This is a genomic window from Erwinia billingiae Eb661 (genome assembly GCF_000196615.1).
In the GTDB taxonomy this organism is placed as follows: domain Bacteria; phylum Pseudomonadota; class Gammaproteobacteria; order Enterobacterales; family Enterobacteriaceae; genus Erwinia; species Erwinia billingiae.
Map to the genome: position 1 here is coordinate 1,497,710 of NC_014306.1, position 25,246 is coordinate 1,522,955.

General features: G+C 57.1%; 25 protein-coding genes. 11 read left to right on the forward strand and 14 right to left on the reverse strand.

Going from position 1 to position 25,246, the window contains the following annotated elements; genetic code table 11:
• Nucleotides 1-16 precede the first annotated feature (16 nt).
• Nucleotides 17-607, reverse strand: a complete 591-nt coding sequence (locus EBC_RS08330; protein ID WP_013201344.1) for a response regulator — start codon at nt 605-607, stop codon at nt 17-19.
• Nucleotides 608-731: 124 nt separating this feature from the next.
• Entirely contained in the window at nt 732-1,079 is a 348-nt protein-coding gene (locus tag EBC_RS08335; RefSeq protein ID WP_013201345.1) for a YbgS-like family protein, read from the reverse strand.
• Nucleotides 1,080-1,371: 292 nt separating this feature from the next.
• On the opposite strand from EBC_RS08335, the gene aroG reads away from it, so the two are divergent.
• Nucleotides 1,372-2,427, forward strand: a complete 1,056-nt coding sequence (gene aroG, locus EBC_RS08340; RefSeq protein WP_013201346.1) for a 3-deoxy-7-phosphoheptulonate synthase AroG — start codon at nt 1,372-1,374, stop codon at nt 2,425-2,427.
• A gap of 137 nt (nt 2,428-2,564) precedes the next feature.
• On the opposite strand, the gene gpmA is transcribed toward aroG, so the two are convergent.
• From gpmA to modE, 6 genes are all read right to left on the reverse strand, one after another.
• Nucleotides 2,565-3,317, reverse strand: coding sequence for a 2,3-diphosphoglycerate-dependent phosphoglycerate mutase (gene gpmA / locus EBC_RS08345; RefSeq protein WP_013201347.1), 753 nt, complete (start codon nt 3,315-3,317; stop codon nt 2,565-2,567).
• A 157-nt stretch (nt 3,318-3,474) separates the two neighbouring features.
• The gene (gene galM / locus EBC_RS08350; RefSeq protein ID WP_013201348.1) at nt 3,475-4,512 is read right to left on the reverse strand and encodes a galactose-1-epimerase; all 1,038 of its coding nucleotides are present in this window, start codon (nt 4,510-4,512) and stop codon (nt 3,475-3,477) included.
• A complete protein-coding gene (gene galK, locus EBC_RS08355) occupies nt 4,506-5,654 on the reverse strand; it encodes a galactokinase (protein ID WP_013201349.1) in 1,149 nt (382 codons plus the stop codon). Before galK ends, galM begins: the two co-directional genes overlap by 7 nt.
• A 2-nt stretch (nt 5,655-5,656) precedes the next feature.
• The gene (gene galT / locus EBC_RS08360; protein WP_013201350.1) at nt 5,657-6,703 is read right to left on the reverse strand and encodes a galactose-1-phosphate uridylyltransferase; all 1,047 of its coding nucleotides are present in this window, start codon (nt 6,701-6,703) and stop codon (nt 5,657-5,659) included.
• A 188-nt stretch (nt 6,704-6,891) separates the two neighbouring features.
• Complete coding sequence (modF, locus tag EBC_RS08365; RefSeq protein WP_013201351.1) at nt 6,892-8,361, reverse strand: molybdate ABC transporter ATP-binding protein ModF; 1,470 nt, start codon at nt 8,359-8,361, stop codon at nt 6,892-6,894.
• Nucleotides 8,362-8,436: 75 nt separating this feature from the next.
• Nucleotides 8,437-9,216: a molybdenum-dependent transcriptional regulator gene (modE, locus tag EBC_RS08370; RefSeq protein ID WP_013201352.1), complete on the reverse strand. Its 780-nt coding sequence runs from the start codon at nt 9,214-9,216 to the stop codon at nt 8,437-8,439.
• Between the two features lie 150 nt (nt 9,217-9,366).
• Between modE and EBC_RS25065 the strand changes: the two genes are divergently transcribed.
• From EBC_RS25065 to modC, 4 genes are all read left to right on the forward strand, one after another.
• A complete protein-coding gene (locus EBC_RS25065) occupies nt 9,367-9,522 on the forward strand; it encodes an AcrZ family multidrug efflux pump-associated protein (RefSeq protein WP_013201353.1) in 156 nt (51 codons plus the stop codon).
• Nucleotides 9,523-9,669: 147 nt separating this feature from the next.
• On the forward strand, nt 9,670-10,443 hold the full coding sequence (modA, locus tag EBC_RS08380) for a molybdate ABC transporter substrate-binding protein (RefSeq protein WP_013201354.1): 774 nt from the start codon (nt 9,670-9,672) through the stop codon (nt 10,441-10,443).
• Nucleotides 10,440-11,129 carry a molybdate ABC transporter permease subunit gene (gene modB, locus EBC_RS08385; protein WP_013201355.1) on the forward strand — a complete coding sequence of 230 codons (690 nt, stop codon included), beginning with the start codon at nt 10,440-10,442 and terminating at the stop codon, nt 11,127-11,129. Before modA ends, modB begins: the two co-directional genes overlap by 4 nt.
• Nucleotides 11,129-12,208 (forward strand): molybdenum ABC transporter ATP-binding protein ModC, encoded by a 1,080-nt coding sequence (modC, locus tag EBC_RS08390; protein WP_013201356.1) that lies wholly within the window; start codon nt 11,129-11,131, stop codon nt 12,206-12,208. Before modB ends, modC begins: the two co-directional genes overlap by 1 nt.
• Here modC and EBC_RS08395 read toward each other — a convergent pair.
• Nucleotides 12,190-13,008, reverse strand: coding sequence for a pyridoxal phosphatase (locus tag EBC_RS08395; RefSeq protein WP_013201357.1), 819 nt, complete (start codon nt 13,006-13,008; stop codon nt 12,190-12,192). The two genes, modC and EBC_RS08395, sit on opposite strands and share 19 nt — an antisense overlap.
• A 150-nt stretch (nt 13,009-13,158) precedes the next feature.
• Between EBC_RS08395 and pgl the strand changes: the two genes are divergently transcribed.
• Complete coding sequence (gene pgl, locus EBC_RS08400) at nt 13,159-14,154, forward strand: 6-phosphogluconolactonase (protein WP_013201358.1); 996 nt, start codon at nt 13,159-13,161, stop codon at nt 14,152-14,154.
• A gap of 73 nt (nt 14,155-14,227) precedes the next feature.
• Here the strand turns inward: pgl and EBC_RS08405 are convergent, their stop codons facing one another.
• From EBC_RS08405 to bioA, 4 genes are all read right to left on the reverse strand, one after another.
• A complete protein-coding gene (locus EBC_RS08405; RefSeq protein WP_013201359.1) occupies nt 14,228-14,704 on the reverse strand; it encodes a kinase inhibitor in 477 nt (158 codons plus the stop codon).
• Between the two features lie 14 nt (nt 14,705-14,718).
• Nucleotides 14,719-15,399 (reverse strand): type 1 glutamine amidotransferase domain-containing protein, encoded by a 681-nt coding sequence (locus EBC_RS08410; RefSeq protein WP_013201360.1) that lies wholly within the window; start codon nt 15,397-15,399, stop codon nt 14,719-14,721.
• On the reverse strand, nt 15,396-16,454 hold the full coding sequence (locus tag EBC_RS08415; RefSeq protein WP_013201361.1) for an NADP-dependent oxidoreductase: 1,059 nt from the start codon (nt 16,452-16,454) through the stop codon (nt 15,396-15,398). The genes EBC_RS08410 and EBC_RS08415 overlap by 4 nt, the downstream gene beginning before the upstream one ends.
• Before the next feature lie 87 nt (nt 16,455-16,541).
• A complete protein-coding gene (bioA, locus tag EBC_RS08420) occupies nt 16,542-17,834 on the reverse strand; it encodes an adenosylmethionine--8-amino-7-oxononanoate transaminase (RefSeq protein ID WP_013201362.1) in 1,293 nt (430 codons plus the stop codon).
• 88 nt (nt 17,835-17,922) lie between these two features.
• Here bioA and bioB point away from each other — a divergent pair, with 88 nt between their 5' ends.
• The 4 genes from bioB to bioD are packed head-to-tail and all read left to right on the forward strand — an operon-like array spanning nt 17,923 to nt 21,515.
• On the forward strand, nt 17,923-18,954 hold the full coding sequence (gene bioB / locus EBC_RS08425) for a biotin synthase BioB (RefSeq protein ID WP_013201363.1): 1,032 nt from the start codon (nt 17,923-17,925) through the stop codon (nt 18,952-18,954).
• Nucleotides 18,955-20,106: an 8-amino-7-oxononanoate synthase gene (gene bioF, locus EBC_RS08430; protein ID WP_013201364.1), complete on the forward strand. Its 1,152-nt coding sequence runs from the start codon at nt 18,955-18,957 to the stop codon at nt 20,104-20,106.
• On the forward strand, nt 20,093-20,848 hold the full coding sequence (gene bioC / locus EBC_RS08435; protein ID WP_013201365.1) for a malonyl-ACP O-methyltransferase BioC: 756 nt from the start codon (nt 20,093-20,095) through the stop codon (nt 20,846-20,848). Before bioF ends, bioC begins: the two co-directional genes overlap by 14 nt.
• Entirely contained in the window at nt 20,826-21,515 is a 690-nt protein-coding gene (gene bioD / locus EBC_RS08440) for a dethiobiotin synthase (RefSeq protein ID WP_157868010.1), read from the forward strand. Before bioC ends, bioD begins: the two co-directional genes overlap by 23 nt.
• Nucleotides 21,516-21,557: 42 nt before the next feature.
• Here bioD and EBC_RS08445 read toward each other — a convergent pair whose 3' ends face one another.
• The gene (locus tag EBC_RS08445; RefSeq protein WP_013201367.1) at nt 21,558-22,277 is read right to left on the reverse strand and encodes an ABC transporter ATP-binding protein; all 720 of its coding nucleotides are present in this window, start codon (nt 22,275-22,277) and stop codon (nt 21,558-21,560) included.
• A gap of 920 nt (nt 22,278-23,197) precedes the next feature.
• On the opposite strand from EBC_RS08445, the gene uvrB reads away from it, so the two are divergent.
• On the forward strand, nt 23,198-25,219 hold the full coding sequence (gene uvrB / locus EBC_RS08450) for an excinuclease ABC subunit UvrB (RefSeq protein WP_013201368.1): 2,022 nt from the start codon (nt 23,198-23,200) through the stop codon (nt 25,217-25,219).
• Nucleotides 25,220-25,246: the final 27 nt, after the last annotated feature.

A 25,246-nucleotide genomic window follows, 5' to 3' on the forward strand; every position in this document is an offset into this window, starting at 1 on the left:
AGCAACAGGCGACGCGTCACTGCTGAGCCTTCCAGAATCCGGCCAGTTCAACCACCGAGCTGGCTCCGGTTTTATCCATGATGTTCTTTTTATGGGTGCTGACGGTTTTATTGCTGATATTGAGCTGTTCAGCAATCTGTAAATTAGACAGCCCGCGCGCCAGCAGCGCTAAAATCTGCTGCTCTTTGCTGGTCAGCATATGCGTGGTGGTTTCACTCTCGCTGCTGACAGGGAACGCCTGCTGGCCGCCGAGTACCGCCAGAATGGCAGAGAGCAGCTGTGGCATCGGCTGACGTTTCGCAACATAGCCCGCTGCACCGGCGGCTTCGGCCAGCCGTTGATAGAGACGTTCCTCCTGCGCGGAATAGATGATCACCGGCAGAGCAGGGAAGTGGCGGCGGATAAATTTCAGCAACTGCAGGCCATCACTGTCCGGCAGCCCGATATCCAGCACCACGATATCCACCGGCTGTGCGGCCAGCAGCGCATGGGCACGGTTTTCATCTTCGGCTGCCAACAGGGTAAAGGGAAAAGGCGCGCGCGCCAGCGCCGCTTCAAGCGCAACATGCACCAGCGGGTGGTCGTCAATCAGCAGCAGCGTAACCATGAATTTATCCGGGGGAAATCAGGGCTTTCAAGAATAGCGTAAAGGTTCAGGTAAGCAAACAGACACGAAAAAGGAGAGCCTGAGCTCTCCTTTTAATCACGCGTCAAAACGGTTATCAGGCGACTTACTGGGTAGTGCCATCCGTTTTAGTATTCGCGTCAGGTCCGACTTTTTTGTTGATGTTCGGACATTTACCGTCTTTACACTCGCTGTTTTTGTGGATCTGCTCAGCGCTCATTTTTTTGTGATGCTTCATGGTTTTATGGGTCGTCCCACTGGTGGCATCACCGGTATTGTTGATTTTGCTGTTATCCACGCCATTAGGGGCGATTTTCTGGGCTGCACCACCGGCCGCTGCACCGGCATCTGCTGCCTGGTTAGACGTACCGTTGTTGCCAGATTCAGCCATTGCCGCACCGCTGCCAAGGGTCATTGCTGCGGTCAGGAATACGATTGCAAACTTATTCATCATTATGCTCCGTTAAGGTGTGAATATTGCCGAACCAAACCCGTTAAAATGCGGTTTGAATAAATAATTCGAAGAGTTCGGAATACAATCAGCACAAGATCAACTCCTCTAAAGTTAGTGATCTTTATGCGTTTTTTTTAGGTATTAACAAGTAAAAGTGTAGTTCAGGAACCGGAAACAGCAACTTTAAATGGCAAGAAGTTGACCAAAGCGGATTTACAGCACTGTAAGCACGCGATAAATTGGACGTGATGCGCCTGATGTGCAGAACGGCCTTTAAAATACTGGAAATATTATGAATTATCAGAATGATGACTTAAGAATCAAAGAGATAAAAGAACTTCTTCCCCCTGTAGCCCTGCTTGAAAAGTATCCTGCCACGGACATGGCGGCGAAAACCGTTTCTGACTCCCGCCAGGCTATTCATAATATTCTTAAAAAGACCGACGATCGTTTATTGGTGGTGATTGGACCTTGCTCCATTCATGACACCCAGGCCGCAAAAGAATATGCCGCGCGATTACTGACGCTGCGTGAAGAGTTAAGTGACTCTTTGGAAGTGGTGATGCGCGTGTATTTTGAAAAACCGCGGACTACCGTTGGCTGGAAAGGGCTGATTAACGATCCGCATATGGACAACAGCTACCAGATCAATGACGGCCTGCGCATTGCCCGCAAGCTGCTGCTGGACATCAATGATTCCGGCCTGCCTGCCGCCGGTGAGTTCCTCGATATGATCACGCCACAATATATGGCTGACCTGATGAGCTGGGGAGCAATTGGCGCGCGCACCACCGAATCGCAGGTTCACCGTGAACTCTCTTCGGGCCTTTCCTGCCCGGTTGGCTTCAAGAACGGCACCGACGGGACGATTAAAGTGGCTATCGATGCTATTAATGCCGCCAGCGCGCCGCATTGCTTCCTGTCAGTCACCAAATACGGTCACTCGGCCATTGTTGAAACCAGCGGCAACGGCGACTGCCATATCATCCTGCGCGGCGGCAAAGAGCCGAACTACAGCGCCCACCATGTCAGCGCCGTTAAAACCGGTCTGGAGAAGGCCGGTCTGGATCCGCAGGTGATGATTGACTTCAGCCATGCCAACAGCAGTAAGCAGTTCCAGAAGCAGCTGGTGGTGTCGGATGACGTGTCGCAGCAGATTGCGGGCGGAGACAAGGCGATTATTGGCGTGATGATCGAGAGCCATCTGGTGGAAGGTAATCAGAGCCTCGAAAGCGGTGAGCCGCTGGTTTACGGTAAGAGCGTGACCGATGCCTGTATTGGTTGGGAAGACACTGAAAAAGTGCTTCGCCAGCTGGCAGATGCCGTGAAGGCGCGTCGCGCCCACTAAGCCCGGCGTTGAGGCTACTTCTGCCCGAGTACAGGTCGGGCAGCGTTTTCTCAGCGCATCAGCCATAAAAAAATCCGCCTTTCGGCGGATTTTTTGTGCTCAGCATTCTCTCTTTTCCCGCAGGAAAGAGGAGGGAATTACTTCGCTTTACCCTGGTTGGCTACTGCCGCCGCTTTCGCAGCAATTTCGTCAGCATCGCCCAGATAGTAATGTTTGATTGGTTTGAAGTTTTCATCAAACTCATACACCAGTGGCACGCCAGTTGGGATATTCAGTTCAAGGATGGCTTCTTCACTCATGTTGTCCAGGTATTTCACCAGCGCACGCAGGGAGTTACCGTGGGCCGCGATGATCACTTTCTCGCCGCTTTTCATGCGTGGCAGAATGGATTCGTTCCAGTATGGCAACACGCGATCGATGGTCAGCGCCAGGCTTTCTGTGGTTGGCAACTGCTCAGCCGTCAGTGCAGCGTAACGTGGGTCATGGCCAGGGAAACGCTCATCGGCACGATCCAGCTCTGGCGGCGTTACCGCGAACCCGCGACGCCATTGCTTAACCTGCTCGTCACCGTACTTCTGTGCGGTTTCGGCTTTATCCAGACCCTGCAGCGCACCGTAGTGACGCTCGTTCAGACGCCAGGATTTCTCCACTGGCAGCCAGACCTGGTCAACTTCGTCCAGGATGTTCCACAGCGTGTGGATGGCACGTTTCAGCACGGAGGTGTAAGCGAAATCGAAGGTGAAGCCTTCTTTTTTCAGCAGCTGACCTGCGGCTTTCGCTTCGGTACGGCCTTTATCGGACAGGTCAACATCGTACCAACCGGTAAAGCGGTTTTCATTATTCCACTGGCTTTCGCCGTGACGTACCAGAACCAGCTTAGTTACAGCCATAGCTTAACTCCTTAATAATCTGACGTTTCTATGATAATGGTAAACCGTAAATTGCCGGTAGCACCCTGGCGGCAATTTTATAGGCCATTACCATAACGGAAATCTGCGCACCGCGTAAGCCTGTCGCCTCTCCGATGCGCGTTTTTCATGCGCTGAATCAAACCGCTGTCAGGCGGTAGCGCGTAATCGACTGATACGATTCACCCGGTTTAAGCCAGCAGTCAGGCTGCGGCCACTCGGGATGATTCGGCGAGTCGGGTAAAAACTCGCTCTCCAGTGCGATACCCTGAAAGGCATTATAGACGCCCTGCTCACGAGCAGGGGTGCCTTGCAGATAATTGCCTGAGTAAAATTGCAGCGCCGGGGCCGAGGTAAATACGCTCAGCTGCAGCTGACCATCTGCCGACCAGAGTTCGGCCGCGGGCTGGCTTTCATCCTCGGTGTTCAGCAGGAAGGCGTGGTCGTAACCTTTCACCGCGCGCTGATCGTCATCCTGCAGGAACTCGGCGGCGACCGTTTTTGGCTGGCGGAAGTCAAAACTGGTGCCGGCAACGGCTTTCAGATCGGCATTCGGGATGCCTTCACTGTCAACCGGCAGATACCGTTCAGCATTCAACTGCAACTTATGATCGCGGGCGTCGCCATGCCGGGCATCCAGATTGAAGTAGGCATGATTGGTCAGGTTCACCGGGCAGGCTTTATCCGTGGTGGCGTGATACTGGATGGTCAGCGTGTTGTCATCTTCCAGACGGTACAGCAGGGTCACCAGCAGATTGCCTGGATAGCCCTGATCGCCATCGGGCGAATCCAGCTGATATTCCACTTCATGCTCTGCCTGGCGGACGATCTGCCAGCGACGGCTGCTGAACCCTTCCGGGCCGCCGTGGAGCTGATGAGGTCCCTGATTGGCCGCAACCTGCCAGGTTTTGCCTTCACCGCTGAACGTGGAATGGGCAATACGGTTGGCATAGCGACCGACGGTGGCACCAAGGTAAGCCGTCTGATGCAGATAATCCGCCGGTGTGGCGCAGCCGAGCAGGGCTTCACGCACGGTGCCATCTTTCATTGGCACACGGGCGGAGAGCCAGGTGGCGCCCCAGCTCATAAAGGTGGCAACCATGCCGCCCGCATTGCGCAGCGTGGTGATATGCCACGGCTGACCATCCGGCGCACGGGACGTGGGTTCGGTTAGCATTGACCCGCTCCTTCAGAGGCTTTGCAGACGTAGAAGGTTTCTTTGATGCCCGATTTGGCTTCGTATTGCTGCTCCACGGCAGCTTTCACCGACTCCACCATCTCCAGCGGCATCAGCGCGACAACGCAGCCGCCGAAACCGCCGCCGGTCATGCGCACGCCGCCACGATCGCCCAGCGAGGCCTTAACGATCTCAACCAGCATATCGACCGGTGGCACGGTGATTTCAAAGTCATCACGCATTGAGGCATGAGATTCGGCCATCAGCACCGCCAGACGCGCCAAATCGCCGCGTGCCAGCACGTCAGCGGCTTCCAGCGTACGGGCATTTTCGGTCAGCACATGACGCACGCGCTTCGCGACGACCGGGTCGAGTTTGTCTTCCGCCGCTCTGAACTGCTCCAGTTCGACGTCACGCAGTGAGGTCTGACCAAAGAACGCCGCACCCGCCTCACACTGTTCACGACGCACGTTATATTCGCTGCCGACCAGGCTACGACGGAAGTTGGTGTTGATAATCACCACCGCAATGTCTTCCGGCATAGGCACCGGGCGCGTACCCAGCGTGCGGCAATCGAGCAGCATGGCGTGATCTTTTTTACCCAGCGCCGAAATCAGCTGGTCCATGATGCCGCAGTTACAGCCAACAAACTGGTTCTCTGCTTCCTGGCCGTTCACCGCAATCTCCGCACCGTCTAAAGGCAGATCGTACAGCTGCTGGAACACGGTGCCGACCGCCACTTCCAGCGAGGCAGAAGAGCTCAGACCTGCACCCTGCGGCACATCACCGGCAATCACCATATCCACGCCAGAAAAATCGCTGTTGCGCTTCTGCAGATGCTTCACCACGCCACGGACATAGTTCGCCCACATTTTGTCGTTCAGCGGCGCGATCGGCTCATCCAGCGAGAAGATATCCTGCTCGTTGTCGTAATCCGCCGCAATGACGCGCACCTGACGATCGTCGCGTTTCGCGCAGGCAATCACCGTCTGATAGTCGATGGCGCACGGCAGCACGAAGCCGTCGTTGTAATCGGTATGTTCGCCAATAAGATTCACGCGGCCTGGCGCCTGGATAGTATGGTCAGCGGCGTAACCAAACTTTTCCTGGAAAATGTTGTGGGTAGAGGTCTGTAAGGTCATGGTTATGCTCCCGTCTCGCGGAAATGAATATCACTGACGGAACGCAGACGTTCTGCTGCCTGTTCCGCTGTTAAATCACGTTGTGTTTCGGCCAGCATTTCATAGCCAACCATAAATTTACGTACCGTAGCGGAACGCAGCAGCGGCGGGTAGAAGTGGGCGTGTAACTGCCAGTGATCGTTGGCTTCGCCGTTGAAAGGCGCGGCGTGCCAGCCCATCGAATACGGGAAGGAGCACTGGAACAGGTTGTCATAGCGGCTGGTCAGTTTTTTCAGCGCCAGCGCCAGATCGGTGCGCTGTGCATCGGTCAGATCGACCAGGCGTTTGATATGGGCTTTAGGCAACAGCAGGGTTTCGAACGGCCATGCAGCCCACCAGGGCACCACTGCCAGCCAGTGCTCGGTTTCAACCACCGTGCGGCTGCCGTCTTTCAGCTCGCGCGCGCTGTAATCGACCAGCATTGGTGACCCGTGCTGCTCAAAGTAAGCGCGCTGCAAATCATCTTCGCGTTTCACTTCATTTGGCAGGAAGCTGTTGGCCCACACCTGGCCGTGCGGATGCGGGTTGGAGCAGCCCATGGCCGCACCTTTGTTCTCAAAAACCTGCACCCACGGATAGTGTTGGCCCAGATCGGCGGTCTGTTCCTGCCAGGTTCTGACCACCTGCTCGATACCGGCAACGGTCAGTTCAGGCAGGGTTTTGCTGTGATCTGGCGAGAAGCAGATCACCCGGCTGGTGCCGCGCGCGCTTTCGCAACGCATCAGCATGTCTTCGCTTTCCGGCGCGTCTGGCGTGTCGGTCATCAGCGCCGCAAAATCGTTGGTGAAGACATAGGTGCTGCTGTAATCGGGGTTTTTATCGCCTGTTACACGGGTGTTTCCAGGACACAGGAAGCAGTCCGGATCGTGGGCAGGCAGTTTTTCCTGGGAAGCGGTTTCCTGCGCGCCTTGCCATGGGCGTTTGGCGCGGTGAGGAGAAACCAAAATCCACTGATCTGACAGTGGGTTATAACGGCGATGCGGATGATCGACCGGATTAAATTTTTGCATGTTGAGTCCTGATAACCTTCTTTATGCGTCGATAGCCTTAAAGAAAAATAGCACAGCGCGGAGGAATAAAGCGTGATCAAGTCTGTATAAATGGAATCGTTTACACAAGTTGAATAATCCGAACTGTCAGTAAAAACGGCAAAATAATCCATGCGTCGATGGTGGTAAGCAATAATTAGTGGTAGCGGTTACATCATTATATCTCGCTGATAGCGATAGTGCTCGCCTTCGGCGACAAACGTCAGGCGATCGGTAATACAGTGCGGCGCATCTTCAGCATGGTGGGAGACGAACAGCAGCTGCGTTTCGCCTTCGCCAATCAGCACATCGACGAAACGGCGAACCAGCTGACGGTTGATCGGATCCAGACCCTGCAACGGCTCATCGAGGATCAGCAGCGCCGGATGTTTCACCAACGCGCGGGCGATCAGGACCAGCCGCTGCTGTCCCCAGGACAGGCCGTGGAACGGCGCATCGCCGAGCTTTTCCATCCCCAGCAAATGCAGCCACTGCTTAGCCAGCGATTGCTGGCGATCGGACACCGCCTGATAAATGCCAATGGAGTCAAAATAGCCGGAGAGGATCACGTTGCGCACGCTGCTGCTGACCCGGTAATCCAGGTGCAGGCTGCTGCTGACGTAACCAATATGCTGCTTGATATCCCAGATGGTTTCACCACTGCCGCGGCGGCGGCCAAACAGCGTCAGATCGTTGCTGTAGCCCTGCGGATGATCGCCGGTCACCAGGCTCAGCAGCGTGGATTTTCCTGCGCCGTTCGGCCCGACGATCTGCCAGTGTTCGCCGGGTTTCACTTCCCAGCTGAGATGATTGAGGATCGGCTTATCGTTATAGGAGACGACGCCATCGCGCAGCACAATCAGCGGATCGCCGGCGACAAGCGCAGGCTTACTTCCGGCGTCATCGGCTTCGGGCAGGGCCATCCCCGCCAGCTGTTCGCTGTGAGCGAGCTGGGCGACTAAGGCTTCGGCGAGGATTTCACGGCGGGGACCCACGTGGGTCAGCGTGCATTCAGCCAGCACGCCCACGTTATCGATGAAATCAGGGATATCATCAAAGCGGTTCAGCACCAGCACCAGCGTGCAGTTTTGTTGATGCAGCCCGGCCAGCACCTGTGCCAGATTGGCGCGAGAATCAACGTCCAGACCGTCAAACGGCTCATCCAGCACCAGCAGGTCCGGTTGCGACATCAACGTCTGGCACAGCAGGGTTTTACGCGTTTCGCCGGTGGACAGGTATTTGAAGCGGCGATCCAACAGCCGCGTGATGCCAAATAACGCGGCCAGCTGCTGGCAGCGTTGCGGATCTTTGGTATTTTCCTGGATGATTTCTGCGGTGGTGCGGCCGGTATCGTCTTCACCGGGACTGAGCAAATCGGTGTTATTTCGCTCCCACTCTTCCGCCACCAGTTTCTGCAACTGCTCCAGGGAGAGGCGGACGGTGCGGACAAAGCTGTTGGTCAGCTGGCCTTTAGCCGCATTCAGTTCACCTGCCAGCACGCGAGCCAGCGAAGATTTACCGCTGCCGTTGGCGCCAACAAAGGCCCAACTTTCACCGGCCTGCAGGGTCAGCGCATCCAGGGTCAGGTTTTTAGTCTCACTAAGGTGAAACGTGCCTTGCAAAATTTGCAACGTCGACATTGTTCATTCCATTTTATGCATTGTTAGCAAACTATGGATCCGCAATGCCCTTGCTGTCAAATCTCCTGTCCGGTTTCAGAGCAGTGTGGCGATGATCACCTTGTCGGCATTAAAATGTGCTGTGACCGGCAGATCCTGTTGCAGGTTTTGCTCTGCCACGCGTTCGTTGGCAAGCGTGGCACACAGCGTTTCACCGCCCGGTAAGGCGACTAACACCTCACTCTGACTTTCTCCCTGTTCAATCTTGCTGATGGTGCCACTCAGCTGATTATCCGCGTCTGACGCGCCGGTGGTCACGTCAATCCACGGCGCTTTGATTAACACCAGCACCTCTTTGCCGCTGGTCAACGCCAGCCGGTTGGCGCTCTGCTCGGTTAACGCCACCGAGATTTTTGTACTGCCATCGGCCAGCAGCACTTCAACATGCTGCACCACGGCCCGATCGTCGCGGTCGGTAATCGTGCCAAACAGCTGGTTACGCGCGCTGGTTTGCAGCGAGAAGCGGGCGATGGCGCCCAGCAGGCTGCCTAACGGCACATCGTCCTGCAGCACATCAAACGCCTTCTGCTGGATCTGTTCCATCAGCGCAAACAGCTGGATCAGCCGCTCGCCATAAGGGGTGACTTTGGCGCCGCCACCGCCTTTGCCGCCGGTGGCGCGGTCCACCAGCGTGCGGTCGGCGAGGGTATTCATTTCATTAATGGCATCCCAGGCGCTTTTGTAGCTGATGCCGGCGAGTTTTGCGCCCTGGCTGATCGAGCCCGTTTGTTGAACCTGCTTCAGCAACTCAATACGCCGTGGGTCGGCAAACAGCCGCTGCTGTAGTTTCAGGATCAGGGAAAGTTCTGCCTGCATAATGGCTCTCGCTTCGGGATAAAATAAGGGTGGGGTGCAGTGTACACCTTTGGCTGGCCGGGCGTAAAAACAGGTAAAAGGCACAAAAGGGCAGTGCACTTTTTTTGGCTGTAGATACAATGGCTTTTTTACGCTGCAATGGAGGCGACCATGCTTGAATTACTGATAGGTCTTGGCGAAGCAATCCTGATGGTGCCTGTTGTGATGGCGATTATCCTCGGTCTGATTTGGGGACTGGGTGAAGTATTTAACGTTATCTCAACAATCGGTCATAAAAAGGACCAGACGGAACAATCCCGTCATTAAGCTTTCCTGAAACGCCCGGCACCTGCCGGGCGTTCGTTTTTTGTTGATCCCCCTTAAGCTTTTCCCCCTTCCAACCGATAAACTCCATGACAGGGTAGATAAAATCGTTATATTACGAACTACATAACGAACCCTCTGGAGATCACCATGTCTGTAAAATTACGCCATTTCTTCGTTGGTGCCGTGCTCAGCGCCAGCTTTGCCGGCCACGCGGTTGCCGCCGATAAGATCACCGTGTTTGCCGCGGCCTCGTTGACCAATGCACTGCAGGAAATTGGCGACAGCTATCAGAAAGGCAAAAACGTGCAGGTGGTTTCTTCCTTCGCCTCGTCGTCCACGCTGGCGCGGCAGATTGAGCAGGGCGCGCCTGCGGATCTGTTTATCTCTGCCGATCAGCAGTGGATGGACTACGCGGTGCAGAAGAAAACCATCGATGACGCCAGCCGTTTTACGCTGCTGGGTAACGAGCTGGTGCTGGTGGCGCCCGCCGAGACTCACCCTGAGCAAGTGACGATTTCCAAAAATACCGACTGGAAAAGCCTGTTAAAAGGACAGCGTTTGTCAGTGGGCGATCCCGATCATGTCCCGGCCGGTATCTATGCCAAAGAAGCGTTGCAGCATTTAGGTGCCTGGGATGTCTTGTCGGGTCAGCTGGCACCGGGCAACAGCGTACGCGTCGCGCTGGCACTGGTTGAGCGCAACGAAGCGCCTTACGGCATCGTCTATGGCTCTGATGCGGTTGCCAGTAAAAAAGTGAAGGTGGTTGGCATCTTCCCGGAAGACAGCCACAAACCGGTCGAATACCCGATGGCTATGGTGAAAGATCATAACTCTGCCGCCGTAACCGCTTTCTACAATTATTTGAAAGGGCCTGACGCTGCGGCCGTGTTCAAACGTTACGGATTTACGCCTGAAAAATGATCCTGAGTGAGCCCGAATGGCAGGCCGTTGCCCTGAGCCTGAAAGTTGCTTCAGTGGCGGTAATTTTTAGCCTGCCCTTCGGGATCCTGATGGCGTGGGTCCTCGTCCGCTGCCGTTTCCCCGGCAAAACCCTGTTAGACAGTCTGGTTCATCTGCCGCTGGTGCTGCCGCCGGTGGTGGTGGGCTATTTACTGCTGATCGGTTTTGGCCGTCGCGGATTTATCGGCGAATACCTGTATGACTGGTTTGGCTTCACCTTCGCCTTCAGCTGGCGCGGCGCGGCGCTGGCCTCGGCGGTGATTGCTTTCCCGCTGATGGTCAGGGCCATCCGCCTGGCGCTTGAAGGCGTCGACAGCAAGCTGGAGCTGGCCGCCCGCACGCTGGGTGCCGGGCGCTGGCGCGTCTTTTTCACCATCACCTTACCGCTGACCCTGCCGGGCATTATTGCCGGCACCGTGCTGGCCTTTGCCCGCTCGCTGGGCGAGTTTGGTGCCACCATTACCTTCGTCTCGAATATTCCGGGTGAAACCCGCACGCTTCCCTCCGCGATGTACACGCTGATTGAAACACCCGGTGCTGAAAATGCCGCCGCGCGGCTCTGCGTCATTGCGATTTTACTGGCGCTGGCTTCACTGCTGATTTCTGAATGGCTGGCACGCTGGGGCCGCAAAAGGTTGGGATTGTAATGCTGGAACTCAATTTCACTCAGCGCTTGGGCGATCATACCCTGACCCTCGATACACAGCTGCCCGCCAGGGGCATCACCGCGATTTTCGGCGTATCGGGTGCCGGGAAAACCTCCCTGATCAATGCTATCGGTGGCCTGACCACGCCACAGCAGGGCCGCATCGTGCTGAATGGCCGGGTGTTAAGCGACGCCGGGAGCAAATTTCATCTGCCGCCAGAAAAACGGCGGATTGGCTACGTGTTTCAGGATGCCCGGCTGTTCCCGCACTATCGCGTGCGGGGCAACCTCGAGTACGGCATGGCCAAAAGCCTGCGTTCGGAGTTTGATCAGCTGGTCAGGCTGCTGGGTATTGAAGATCTGCTGACGCGCTTTCCGGCGTCGCTGTCTGGCGGTGAAAAGCAGCGTGTCGCCATCGGCCGGGCATTGCTGACCGCGCCCGAAATTCTGTTGATGGACGAACCGCTGGCCTCGCTGGATTTGCCGCGTAAGCGTGAATTGCTGCCTTACCTGCACAAGCTGGCGAAAACGGTGGATATCCCGATCCTGTATGTCAGCCACAGCCTGGATGAAATCCTGCAGCTGGCCGATAACGTGCTGGTGCTGGATAACGGCCAGGTTAAGGCGATGGGCAGCGTGGAAAAAGTCTGGGCCAGCAGCGCGATGCGGCCGTGGTTACCGCGATCCCAACTGAGTAGCGTGCTGCGGGTGCAGGTGCTGGAGCAGCATCCGCACTATGCGATGACCGCATTGTCGCTGGGCGATCAGCATATCTGGGTCAGCCGTGTCGATGCCCCGGCGAAGACGCCGCTGCGTTTGCGTATTCAGTCCGCCGACGTGTCATTAAGCCTGCAGCCGCCGGTCAACAGCAGCATTCGCAACGTGATCCCGGCCCATGTGGCGGAGTTGCTGGAGATTGACGATCAGATTGAAGTGAAGCTGATGGTGGGACAAAGCGAGCTGTGGGCGCGCATCACGCCCTGGGCTCGCGATGAACTGATGATCAAACCGGGCATGTGGTTATATGCCCAGATTAAAAGCGTGTCGATTATCGCGCCAACTCACAACACTTCGCGGTAGATGGTTTCCGCAATGCCTGGCTCAAGGTTGGTGCCGATTACCCGGCCGGCACGGGCTTTAATCGCCTCGTCGGCATTGCCCATCGCCACACCCAGCCCCACCGTTTCCAGCATGCTCAGGTCATTGTAGTTATCGCCAAAGGCCAGCACGTCACTCATCTGGTACCCCTCGGATTCCACCCACTGTGCCAGACGCTTGCCTTTGCTGTTGCCGGCTTTGGCGATGTCCACCTGATCGTGCCATGACCACTCGCAGGCCAGCCCCATCTCTTTTTCGACCCGCTCGGCGAAGTGCTGTAATGCGACGGTGTCAGGATGGGAAAGGGCGAACTTCCAGATTGAGCCCGCGTCTTTGGCTGCCTGCGCCAGGCTGTCGACCTTGTTGAACACCGGACGCTGATGTTCTGGCAGGGACAATCCCCAGTCGATGGTGCGCGTCACGTGGCCAGTTTCTGTCTGATAGAGCATGGCATCGTCGACGTACAGCAGACCGTGGATCCCGGCTTCGTCGAGCATCTCAATCACCCGTAACGCCTGCTCTTTCGGCAGCGGATCGGCTTGCAGGACCTTTTTTGCATGATAATCATACAAATAGGTGCCATTACAGCAGATTGCAGGTGTATCTAATGCCAGTGCCTGATAAAAAGGATGGATAGCGACATGATGACGACCGGTGACGATGGCCACCTTTACCCCAGCCTGTTGTGCTTTTTTCAGGGCTTCGAGCGATTCGGGAAGGATGGTTTTGCGCGGCGTTAACAGGGTGCCGTCCAGGTCCAAAGCAATGATGCGATAACTCATAAACAGTTCCGGAAGTGGCTAAACAAGAGCCAGAGAGTGTACACCTTGTGACGGGGTTAACAAAATGACACGCCACAAATCCCCCCACGCGGGAAGGAAAAACACGCTACGCTTTGCCACAGGTCAGCTTACTCAGAAAAAGGAGAATTCATGAAACAAGTCGTATATACCGCCAGCCCGGAGAGCCAGCAGATCCATGCCTGGCAGTTAGCCGATGACGGCGCGCTAACCCTGCTGCAGGTGGTTGATGCGCCAGGCCAGGTTCAGCCGATGGTCGTTAGCCCCGACAAACGTTTTCTCTATGTGGGCGTGCGCCCTGATTTCCGTGTCGTGGCTTATCAGATTGATGCGGAAGGCAAACTGAAGGAAGCCGGGCACGCGTCATTGCCAGGCAGCCCAACCCATATTTCTACCGATCGTCAGGGCCGTTTTGTCTTCGTCGGCTCGTATAACGATGCCTGCGTCAGTGTGACGCCGATTGGCGCCGATGGCCTGCCGGGCGAGCCGGTGCAGGTAATCGACGGCATGGACGGCTGTCACTCCGCCAATATCACGCTTGATAACAAAACCCTGTTCGTGCCGGCATTAAAACAGGATCGTATCTGTCTGTTTGATTTGCAGGAAAACGGCCAGTTGCAGCCGCATAAGCAGCCGCAGGTGACCACCGTTGAAGGTGCGGGCCCGCGTCATATGGTGTTCCATCCGAACCAGCAGTACGCCTACTGCATCAACGAGCTGGACAGCACGGTTGACGTCTGGAAATTGAACAATGCGCAGGGTGTGGTTGAGCGGGTGCAGAGCCTGGATACCATGCCAGCTGGCTTCAGCGAAACCCGCTGGGCAGCCGATATTCACCTGACGCCAGATGGTCGCCATCTGTATAGCTGCGATCGTACCGCCAGCCTGCTGACCATCTTTAGCGTCAGCGAAGACGGCGCGGTGCTGACCGTTGAAGGGCATCAGCCGACCGAAACGCAGCCACGCGGCTTCAACATCGATAATACCGGACAGTATCTGGTGGCGGCGGGGCAGAAATCGCACCATATCGAAGTGTATAAAATTGCTGGCGAGCAGGGGTTACTGCAACCGCTGGCGCGCTACGCGGTCGGTCAGGGCCCAATGTGGGTGGCGATCGCCGCGCTGTAAGGCTGGTTCAGACAGCAAAAGGGGGCGATTTCTCGCCCCCTTTTTTTATGCGCTGAAAAGCCGCTCTTTCGCGTTAGCTGTACATCGCGGTAATTGATGCGCTGCCCAACTGATGGAAATGGACGTTGAAGCCCAGATAAGCGCCGCTGGCCTGCTCATCGACCTCCAGTTTTTCCACATCAATGGCGTAAACGGTGAAGATATAGCGGTGGCTTTCGCCCTTCGGCGGTGCCGCGCCGCCGTAGCCGCTTTTACCAAAGTCGGTGCGTGTCTGAACTGATCCAGAAGGCAGTTCGGCCGCGCCGGAACCTGCACCCTGGGGCAGAGAACGGGTGTCGGCCGGCAGATTGGCCACGCCCCAGTGCCACCAGCCTGATCCGGTCGGCGCATCAGGATCGTAGCAGGTGACGACAAAGCTTTTGGTGCCCGCCGGCACGTCATCCCAGGCGAGGTGCGGTGACAAATTGTCCCCTTCATACCCCATGCCGTTAAAGACCTGGCGCTCCGGCAGCTTATCGCCGTCGTTAAAATCCTGGCTAATCAGTTTCATTCCCTCTCCTGCGGTTAACGATGAAGTAATTTAAGCAGCTCTTCGGCTGCTGCTGCGGAGGATGCCGGGTTCTGCCCGGTGACCAGATGGCCATCGGTCAGTGTATAAACGCCCCAGTTATCGGTTTTTTCATACTCTGCGCCCAATGACTTAAGCACATCCTCAACCAGGAAAGGTACCACATCTGTCAGCCCCACGGCTTCCTCTTCCGTGTTGCTGAAACCGGTGACCCGCTTACCGGCAACCAGCGGCGTGCCGTCCGGTTTTTTCACATGGCGCAGTACGCCAGGCGCGTGGCAGACCGCACCGACCGGCTTGCCGTTGGCAAAGAAGTTTTCGATCAGATCGATGCTGACCCGATCTTCGGCCAGGTCCCACAGCGGACCGTGACCGCCGGGATAAAACACCGCATCGAACTGGGTGCTGTCGATGGTTTCCAGTTTCTGCGTATGCGCCAGCGCCTGCTGGGCCGGGAGATCGCCACGGAAGCGATCGGTGTCGGTGGTCTGCGCATCGGGTTCATCGCTGACCGGATCCAGCGGAGGTTGCCCGCCGGCCGGTGAAGCCAGCACCACGTTTACCCCGGCATCGCGGAACACGTAATAGGATGCGGCGAACTCTTCGAGCCAGAAACCGGTTTTCTTCCCCGTTTCACCCAGCCGATCGTGTGAGGTAAGCACCATTAAGAGTTTCATTTCACTGCTCCTGAAGGTTTGTCGCCCGCCACCCGGATCAGCACTTTGCCGAAGTTGTTACCTTCAAGCATGCCGATAAAGGTTTCTGGCGCGTTATCCAGCCCGTCAACGCAGTCTTCCCGGAAGACGAAGCGTTCCTGCTCCACCCACTGGCTCATCTGGCTGAAGAATTCACCGAAACGGTGACCATAATCCTGGGTGATGATAAAGCCCTCGACCCGCAGACGTTTACGCAGGATCGCGCTCTGGAACTGCGGCAGAAGATCCGGGCCTTTGGCGGCTTCGGTACTGTTGTAGTCGGCAATCAGACCACAGACGGGAATGCGACCTTTGGTATTCATCAGCGGCAGAACCGCGTTAAAGACCTTGCCGCCCACGCTTTCGAAATAGACGTCAATACCGTCGCGGCAGTAGCGTTTCAGCGCTTCCGCCAGATCGGCTGCGCGGTGATCGAGGCAGCGGTCAAAGCCCAGAACCTCTTCGGCGTAACGGCATTTCTCTTCGCCGCCGGCAATGCCGACCACGTAGCAGCCTTTCAGCTTGGCAATCTGACCGACCATCGAGCCCACCGCACCGGTCGCGGCTGCGACCACCACGGTTTCGCCCGGTTGCGGGTTACCGATATCCAGCAAGCCCATATAGGCGGTGAAGCCGGTCATCCCCAGCAGGCCTAACGCCCAGGAAGGGTGCTTCAGGACCGGACCGGAAAGCTTGAACAGATCCTTACCGTTCGAGACGGCGAAATCCTGCCAGCCGCTCTGGCTGACCACCCAGTCGCCCGGGGCATAATTTTCATTATTGGACTGTTCGACGATGGCGACGGTGCCGGCGCCCATCACTTCATTGATGCCAATCGGCGGAACGTAGGAAGGCGCGTCGCTCATCCGGCCACGCATATAGGGATCTAACGACAGCCAGACGGTACGAAGTAACACTTCTCCCTGGCCTGGGGTAGGAACGTGCTGCGATTCAAGACGGAAATTGGCTTCCGTTGGCGCACCGTGCGGGCGGGAAGCCAGCACGATACGGCGGTTAGTCTGTTTATCTTGTGGCATAAATTTGCTCCTTTACGGGATGTTGCCCCGTAAAAGCGTAGTGCATCAGCGGCCTCGCTGCTTTGCTGTGACGCGCATAAGTCAGCGTCAGGCGCTGAGAAACAGCTCGGGACGCACCAGCGCGGCGGCAATTGCCCCGGTGAGCTGGGCTAAGGCGTCGGCTTGAATAATGTACGGCGGCATCAGGTAAATCAGTTTGCCAAACGGCCGGATCCATACGCCGCGCTCAACAAAGAACGCCTGCAACGCGGCCATATTCACCGGCCGGTGGGTTTCGATCACCCCAATGGTCCCCAGCACGCGGGCGTGGGCCACTTCAGGCATTTCCTGCAGCGGCAGCAGGGCGGCTTTCAGCTGCGCTTCGATGGTCGCGACCTGCTGTTGCCAGTGACCTTCCTGCAACATCGCCAGGCTTTCAGTGGCGACCGCGCAGGCCAGCGGATTACCCATAAAGGTCGGGCCGTGCATAAAGCAGCCGGCCTCACCGTTGCTGATGGTGTTGGCAACCTCGCGGGTGGTCAGGGTAGCGGACAGGGTCATGGTGCCGCCGGTCAGCGCTTTGCCAACGCACAGTATGTCCGGGGAAATCCCGGCATGTTCGCAGGCGAACAGCTTGCCGGTGCGGCCAAATCCGGTGGCAATCTCATCGGCGATCAGCAGCACGTTATGGCGATCGCACAGCTCGCGGACCTTTTCCAGATAACGCGGATGATAGAAGCGCATGCCGCCCGCGCCCTGAACAATCGGCTCAAGGATCACTGCCGCCAGCTCACCGGCATGCAGGCGGATCAGTCGCTCGAAGTCGTCAACATCACGCGCCTGCCATTCATCGTCAAAGCCACAGGCGGGTGCGGCAGCAAACAGGTGCGAAGGCAAATAGCCCTGATACAGGCTGTGCATTGAATTCTGCGGATCGCACACCGACATCGCGGCGAAGGTATCGCCGTGGTAGCCGTTTCGCAGCGTCAGGAAGCGCTGACGGCGCTCGCCACGGGCCTGCCAGTATTGCAGCGCCATCTTCATCGACACTTCAACCGCCACCGATCCCGAATCGGCCAGGAACACGCACTCCAGCCCTTGCGGCGTCATCTCAACCAGCTTGCGGCACAGCGCCACGGCGGAAGGATGGGTAATGCCGCCAAACATCACGTGTGACATCTGTTCAATTTGCGCGGTCATCGCCCGGTTCAGGCGCGGATGGTTGTAGCCATGGATCGCTGCCCACCATGAAGACATGCCATCAACCAGCTCACGACCGTCGGCCAGTTTCAGGGACGTCTCCTGCGCGGCGACCACCGGATAGACCGGCAGCGGTTGGCTCATGGAGGTGTAAGGGTGCCAGATATGGTCACGATCAAAAGCGAGGTCAGCAGGCGTCATAAATTACTTGTAAACCAAATTCAAAAAAATTAGTTTACAAGTATAACCACGCAAAGATGATTAACGACAGATTTTTTTGGAGCACGCAATGGCAACTCGTTGGACGATCCCACAGGCTCAGGCCCTGTTTGATAAACCCTTTCTGGAACTGATGTTTGAAGCTCAGCAGGTGCACCGCCAGCACTTCGATCCCCGCCAGGTGCAGGTCAGCACCTTGCTGTCGATCAAAACGGGCGCCTGCCCGGAAGACTGTAAATACTGTCCGCAAAGCTCACGCTATAAAACCGGCCTCGCCACCGAGCGGCTGATGGAAGTGGAAGACGTGCTGACCTCGGCCCGCAAAGCAAAAGCGGCCGGTTCGGATCGCTTCTGTATGGGCGCAGCCTGGAAAAACCCGCACGAACGTGACATGCCTTACCTTGAGCAGATGGTGAAAGGCGTTCGTGAAATGGGGCTGGAAACCTGTATGACGCTGGGCACGCTGAGCGAAGAACAGGCGCAGCGTCTGGCGCACGCCGGACTGGATTACTACAACCACAACCTCGATACCTCGCCGGAATTCTACGGCAGCATCATCACCACCCGAAGCTATCAGGAACGCCTGGATACGCTGGGCAAAGTGCGTGATGCCGGGATCAAAGTCTGTTCAGGCGGCATCCTCGGCCTTGGCGAAACCGTTAACGATCGCGCGGGCCTGCTGGTGCAGCTGGCGAATCTGCCGACGCCGCCGGAAAGCGTGCCGATCAATATGCTGGTAAAAGTCAAAGGCACGCCGCTGGCCGATAACGACGATGTCGATCCGTTTGATTTTATCCGCGCCATCGCGGTTGCCCGCATCATGATGCCCACCTCGCACGTGCGCCTGTCTGCCGGACGTGAGCAGATGAGCGAGCAAACGCAGGCCATGTGCTTTATGGCCGGGGCAAACTCCATCTTCTACGGCTGCAAACTGCTGACCACGCCGAACCCGGAAGAAGACAAAGACCTGCAACTGTTCCACAAGCTGGGCCTGAATCCGCGCCACACCACCACCGAAGCGGGTGACAACGAGCAGCAGCAGGCGTTGGCAGGACAGCTGATGACCGCTGATACCGACCAGTTTTACAACGCGGCGGTGTAAGTGAGCTGGCAGCATCGAATTTCCCTGGCGCTGACCGGGCGCCAGCAAAAAGGGCAGATGCGCACCCGTCGGGTTAACCAGCACAGCGATGCGCGGACCTTGCAGATTGACGGCACGTGCTATCTGAACTTTGCCGCCAATGACTATCTTGGGTTGAGCCATGACCCGAGGCTGGTTCAGGCCTGGCAACAGGGTGCGGAACGTTATGGCGTCGGGGCCGGCGGATCGGCGCACGTCACCGGTTATCATGCGCCACAGGCGGAATTTGAGCAGCAGCTTGCCGACTGGCTGGGTTATCCACGCGCCCTGGTATTTATTTCCGGCTTTGCCGCCAATCAGGCGGTGATTGCGGCGATGCTGGCGAAAAATGACCGCATCTTCGCCGATAAGCTGGCGCACGCCTCGTTGCTCGAAGCGGCGGCTCACAGTCCCGCTACCCTGCGTCGCTTCGCACACAATCAACCGGCTGCGCTTGAAAAACTGCTGCAACATCCGGCCGGGGGCGAGACGCTGGTGGTCACCGAAGGCGTTTTCAGCATGGATGGCGACAGCGCGCCGCTGGCGGAGCTTCACCGCTTATCTCAGCGTCAGGGAAGCTGGCTGATGGTGGACGATGCGCATGGCATTGGCGCCACCGGCGAGCAGGGACGCGGCAGCTGCTGGCAGCAGCAGGTTAAACCGGAACTGCTGGTGGTCACCTTTGGTAAAGCCTTTGGCCTGAGCGGGGCGGCGGTGTTGTGTGATGATGACACCGCTGATTATCTGCTGCAGTTTGCCCGCCACCTGATCTACAGCACGGCGATGCCACCGGCGCAGGCCTGGGCATTGCAGACCGCGCTGGCCTGCATTCAGCAGGGTGACGAACTGCGTCAGCGGCTGCAGCAAAATATTGCGCTGTTCCGTCAGGGCGCGCAGGCGCTGGGGCTGGCTTTACTGCCGTCGGCCACGGCGATCCAGCCGTTGATCGTCGGCGAAGAGCAGCAGGCGCTGGCCCTGGCCGACAGGCTGCAACAGCAGGGATGCTGGGTGACGGCTATCCGCCCACCGACGGTTCCGCCCGGCACCGCCCGTTTACGGATCACCTTAAGTGCGGCGCATCGGCCGGAAGATATTCATCGCCTGCTGGAGGGACTGCAACATGCAAACCGTTAATAAACAGGCGATTGCGCAGGCGTTTGGCCGGGCGGCGCAGAGCTACAATCAACATGCCGGCTTGCAACGCCTCTGTGGCGAAGAGTTGGCCAGCTATGCCACCCGACGGCAGGGGCAGAAAGTGTTGGATGCGGGCTGCGGTCCGGGTTGGTTCAGCCAGCACTGGCGCGCCGCCGGTAACCATGTGACCGCGCTTGATTTGTCTGCAGAAATGCTGGTTCAGGCGCAGGCGTTACACACCGCCGATTGCTATCAGCCGGGCGATATCGAAGCGCTGCCGTTCAGTGATGCGAGCTTTGATCTGTGCTGGAGCAACCTTGCGGTGCAATGGTGCAGTGACTTATCGCTGGCACTGACAGAACTTTACAGGGTGACCTCGCCAGGCGGCCAGGTGCTGTTCTCGACGCTCTCCGCCGACTCATTACATGAGCTGTCCGCCGCCTGGCAACCGCTGGATTTACCCGCCCCGGTTAACCGCTTTTTGCCTTTCGACGCCATCGCCCACGCGGGCCAGCATCTGCCGCTGACACTGATGCAACAAACGCTGACCGTTGGATTCCCGGACGTGCTGAGTGCGCTGCGTTCACTGAAAGGCATTGGTGCCACGCATTTGCATCAGGGCCGTCACGGTGGACTGCTTAGCCGCCGGCATCTGCAACAGCTGGAGCAGCACTGGCCGCGCGATCGGCGGGGATATTTACTGAGTTATCATCTGGTTTATGGAGTTATGCATCGTGAGTGAACGCTGGTTTATCACCGGAACGGATACGGAAGTGGGCAAAACGGTTGCCAGTTCGGCCCTGCTTCAGGCCGCCAACGCGGCGGGATTTCACAGCGTGGGTTACAAGCCGGTTGCTTCGGGCTGTGAAATGACGGCAGACGGGTTGAGAAATGAGGATGCGCTGGCGCTACAAAAGTACAGCGTGCTGCAACTGCCTTATGACAGCATCAACCCTCTGGCTTTCGCAGAGCCGACCTCGCCGCATATCGTCAGTGCCGAAGAAGGCCGGCCGATTACTTTTGAGCAGCTTTCTGCCGGCCTGGCTGCGTTAACCGCGCAGTCTGACTGGGTGCTGACGGAAGGGGCCGGTGGCTGGTTTACGCCGCTCTCTGAGCAGACCACCTTTGCCGACTGGGCGGTGGCGGAACAGCTGCCGGTGATTTTGGTGGTGGGCGTGAAGTTAGGCTGTATCAATCATGCGGTGCTGACCGCACAGGCAATTCAGGCCAGCGGACTGCGTCTGGCGGGTTGGATAGCCAATGACATTCAACCGCCGGGAAAACGCCACACCGAGTATCTGGCGGCGCTTAAACAGCGGCTGCCGGCGCCAATGCTGGGTGAGATCCCCTATCTGACGCAGCCAGAACAGTTCGACCAGCTGGCACAGTACGTGCAGCTGCCGTTATAACGGTTAACCCTTCGGGCGGAGTTTCCTCCGCCCACCTTACCGTCAAGACACCGTCATCCAGGTATTGAGCATGCTTTCGTCCAGCTGGGCGACTTTGCCGTGCGCCACGTTGCGGCCCCGATGCAGCAGCAGGAAGTAATCCGCCACCTTACGGATAAACGAAATGCGTTGCTCCAGCAGCAGGATCGTCAGGCCGAAATCGTGATTCAGACGATGGATCAGATTGCCCATCTCCTCTTCCAGCCACGGCGACATGCCTTCGGTTGGCTCGTCCAGGATCAACAGCTTAGGCTGCAACACCAGCGCTCTGGCCAGCGCCAGTTGCTGCTGCTGCTCAATCTGTAAATCACCGCTGCGCTGATGGCGCAAGGAGTAGAGGGCAGGGAACAGGTCATAGACCATCTGCGGAATGGCCCGATGGCGTTCCAGGCCCGCGCCGGCCAGCAGCGCAATCTGCAGGTTATCTTCCACGCTAAGCTGGGAGAAAAGCTGTCGCCCTTGCGGCACATAGCCAATGCCCAGCGCAGCCCGTTGCTCCATCGGCTGCAGCAGCAGATCCTGCGGCGGGCGGTTGGCTTCCTGCCAGGTCATCGAGCCGCTGTTAATCGGCAGATGGCCCATGATGCAGTTGACCAGCGTGGTTTTTCCCATGCCGGGACGTCCCAGTACGCCGGTACAGGTGCCTGGGGCGAGATCCAGATCAACATCCCACAGGATGTGATTTTGTCCATAAAATTGGTTGATTGAACGTAAGCTGAGCATCTGACACTCTCCTCCAGACAGTTTTCGATCGCACCTGGTTGCATCCGCTCTACGTCGTGTGGCAAACAGTCGTCAACGTCTCATGCGAGACGCCTGCGGCTTTGTGCTCCTCGCTCTGGTGTTATGAAAGCGTGAGGCGGTTAGACAGAGTCTTGCAATTGGCAGGCCAACCTGGCAAAAGTCTCAGAAAACGCCCGCCCGCCTGATGATTAGCACCAGTAATTAGTAATAAAACTTAAACAATTGCCCGGGGTAATATTCCGCTGCACTTTGTCAGTGCTATGGACGAATCATTTCTGGTGCAGTTGCCTGTCTCAGTGGCAACCCGCGACTGTCATCAAACTGAAAAAAACGTCGAAATAAGGCTAGCGGCAACGGGGGAAATATGCCTTTCAGGACCATTAATCCTCAAGCGTCAGGCGAAAATAATGCAAAAAAAAATATTTGCGGCCCCGATCGCAGGGCAATGCGGTTTTATACACATCAGACGGCTCGGGCGCTCAAATCAGTTATCCACCATTCCTGTGGATAACCATGTGCATGAGCGTCTGAAAACTTACGGCAGGCGAGAGCGGACGCGGGTTGAGCACGAGTTGACGCGAAACTCATCTCTGAGCGCAAAGGGTGATTTATCAATATGTTAGTTAAAATCAAGCACCCGAAAAATCTCAGTTGCCTGGCTCACCGCATTTTGTCAGTGCTGCTTGACAAATGTTAAAGCGCTTCCTCTTTTGGGGATAACCTGTCCGACCAGCCGCATTGCTGATTGCCCACTGGGCCGGGAAAGGGCAACGCTGAACGCATGAGCAATATCTTGCAAAATTACTGTAATTATATCCAGTCTTTTTTTCTGGTAAATTCGCAGTAGCAGAGTAAAATTAGGATCCTGTTCGCGTCATTCATTACCAGGTAGCCACTCAATGAGCAAAGTCTTTAAACTCAACTCCGAATTCAAACCCGCTGGTGACCAGCCCGAGGCGATCCGTCGTCTGGAAGAGGGGCTGGAAGACGGGCTGGCGCACCAGACGCTGCTCGGGGTAACCGGCTCAGGTAAAACCTTCACCGTGGCCAACGTCATTGCCGACTTAAACCGGCCAACCATGGTGCTGGCACCGAATAAAACGCTGGCGGCGCAGCTGTACGGCGAAATGAAAGAGTTCTTCCCGGATAACGCGGTGGAGTACTTCGTCTCTTACTACGACTACTATCAGCCGGAAGCGTATGTGCCCAGCTCCGACACCTTTATCGAAAAGGATGCCTCGGTAAACGAACATATCGAGCAGATGCGTCTGTCAGCGACCAAAGCGCTGCTGGAGCGACGGGATGTGATCGTGGTCGCCTCGGTGTCGGCCATCTACGGTCTGGGCGATCCTGACCTGTATCTGAAGATGATGCTGCACCTGACCCGTGGCATGGTGATCGATCAGCGCTCTATCCTGCGCCGCCTGTCGGAATTGCAGTATTCCCGCAACGATCAGGCGTTCCAGCGCGGCACCTTCCGCGTGCGCGGCGAAGTGATTGATATCTTCCCGGCGGAATCGGACGATTATGCGCTGCGCGTCGAACTGTTTGATGAAGAGGTCGAGCGCCTGTCGATCTTCGACCCGCTCACCGGGCAGGTCACTTCCGTGGTCCCGCGCTACACCATCTACCCGAAAACCCACTATGTGACCCCGCGCGAGCGCATCCTGCAAGCGATGGAAGAGATCAAAGTGGAGCTGGCCGACCGGCGCAAGGTGCTGCTGAACAACAACAAGCTGCTGGAAGAGCAGCGCATCTCTCAGCGTACCCAGTTCGATCTGGAGATGATGAACGAGCTGGGCTACTGCTCCGGTATCGAGAACTACTCGCGCTATCTCTCCGCGCGCGGGCCGGGCGAAGCGCCGCCAACCCTGTTTGACTACTTACCGGCGGACGGCCTGCTGGTGGTCGACGAATCCCACGTCACCATTCCGCAAATCGGCGGGATGTACAAAGGTGACCGTGCGCGTAAAGAGACGCTGGTTGAGTACGGTTTCCGTCTGCCTTCGGCGCTCGATAACCGCCCAATGAAATTTGAAGAGTTTGAGGCGCTGGCGCCGCAGACCATTTATGTCTCCGCCACGCCGGGTAAATATGAGCTGGAGAAATCCGGTGGTGAAGTGATCGATCAGGTGGTGCGCCCAACCGGTCTGCTGGATCCGCTAATCGAAGTGCGTCCGGTCAGCACCCAGGTGGATGACCTGCTGTCTGAGATTCGTAAACGCGTGGCAATCAATGAGCGCGTGCTGGTAACGGTGTTAACCAAACGCATGGCCGAGGATCTCACCGAGTATCTGGAAGAGCACGGTGAGCGGGTGCGTTACCTGCACTCGGATATCGACACCGTCGAGCGCGTGGAGATCATCCGTGACCTGCGTCTGGGCGAGTTTGATGTGCTGGTCGGCATCAACTTACTGCGAGAAGGTCTGGATATGCCGGAAGTGTCGCTGGTGGCGATTCTGGATGCCGATAAAGAGGGCTTCCTGCGTTCCGATCGCTCGCTGATCCAGACCATTGGTCGCGCCGCGCGTAACCTGAACGGTAAGGCCATTCTCTACGGCGATAAAATCACGCCGTCAATGGAGCGCGCCATCGGCGAAACCGAGCGCCGCCGCGCCAAACAGGAAATCTACAACGCTGAGAACGGCATTGTGCCGCAGGGACTGAACAAGAAGATTGCCGATATTCTTGAACTGGGCCAGGGGCTGGCGAAAAACAAATCCCGGGGACGCGCCAAGGCCGGACGTATTGTGGAAGATGATGCACCGTACCTGGATCTGTCTCCGAAAGGACTGCAGAAGAAAATTCACCAGCTGGAAGCGCAAATGCAGGAGCATGCGCAGAATCTGGAGTTTGAAGAGGCCGCCAATATCCGTGACCAGCTGCATAAGGTGCGGGAGCTGTTTATCGCCGCGTCCTGATCGGTCAGCCGTGGCGGCGGGTCAGCG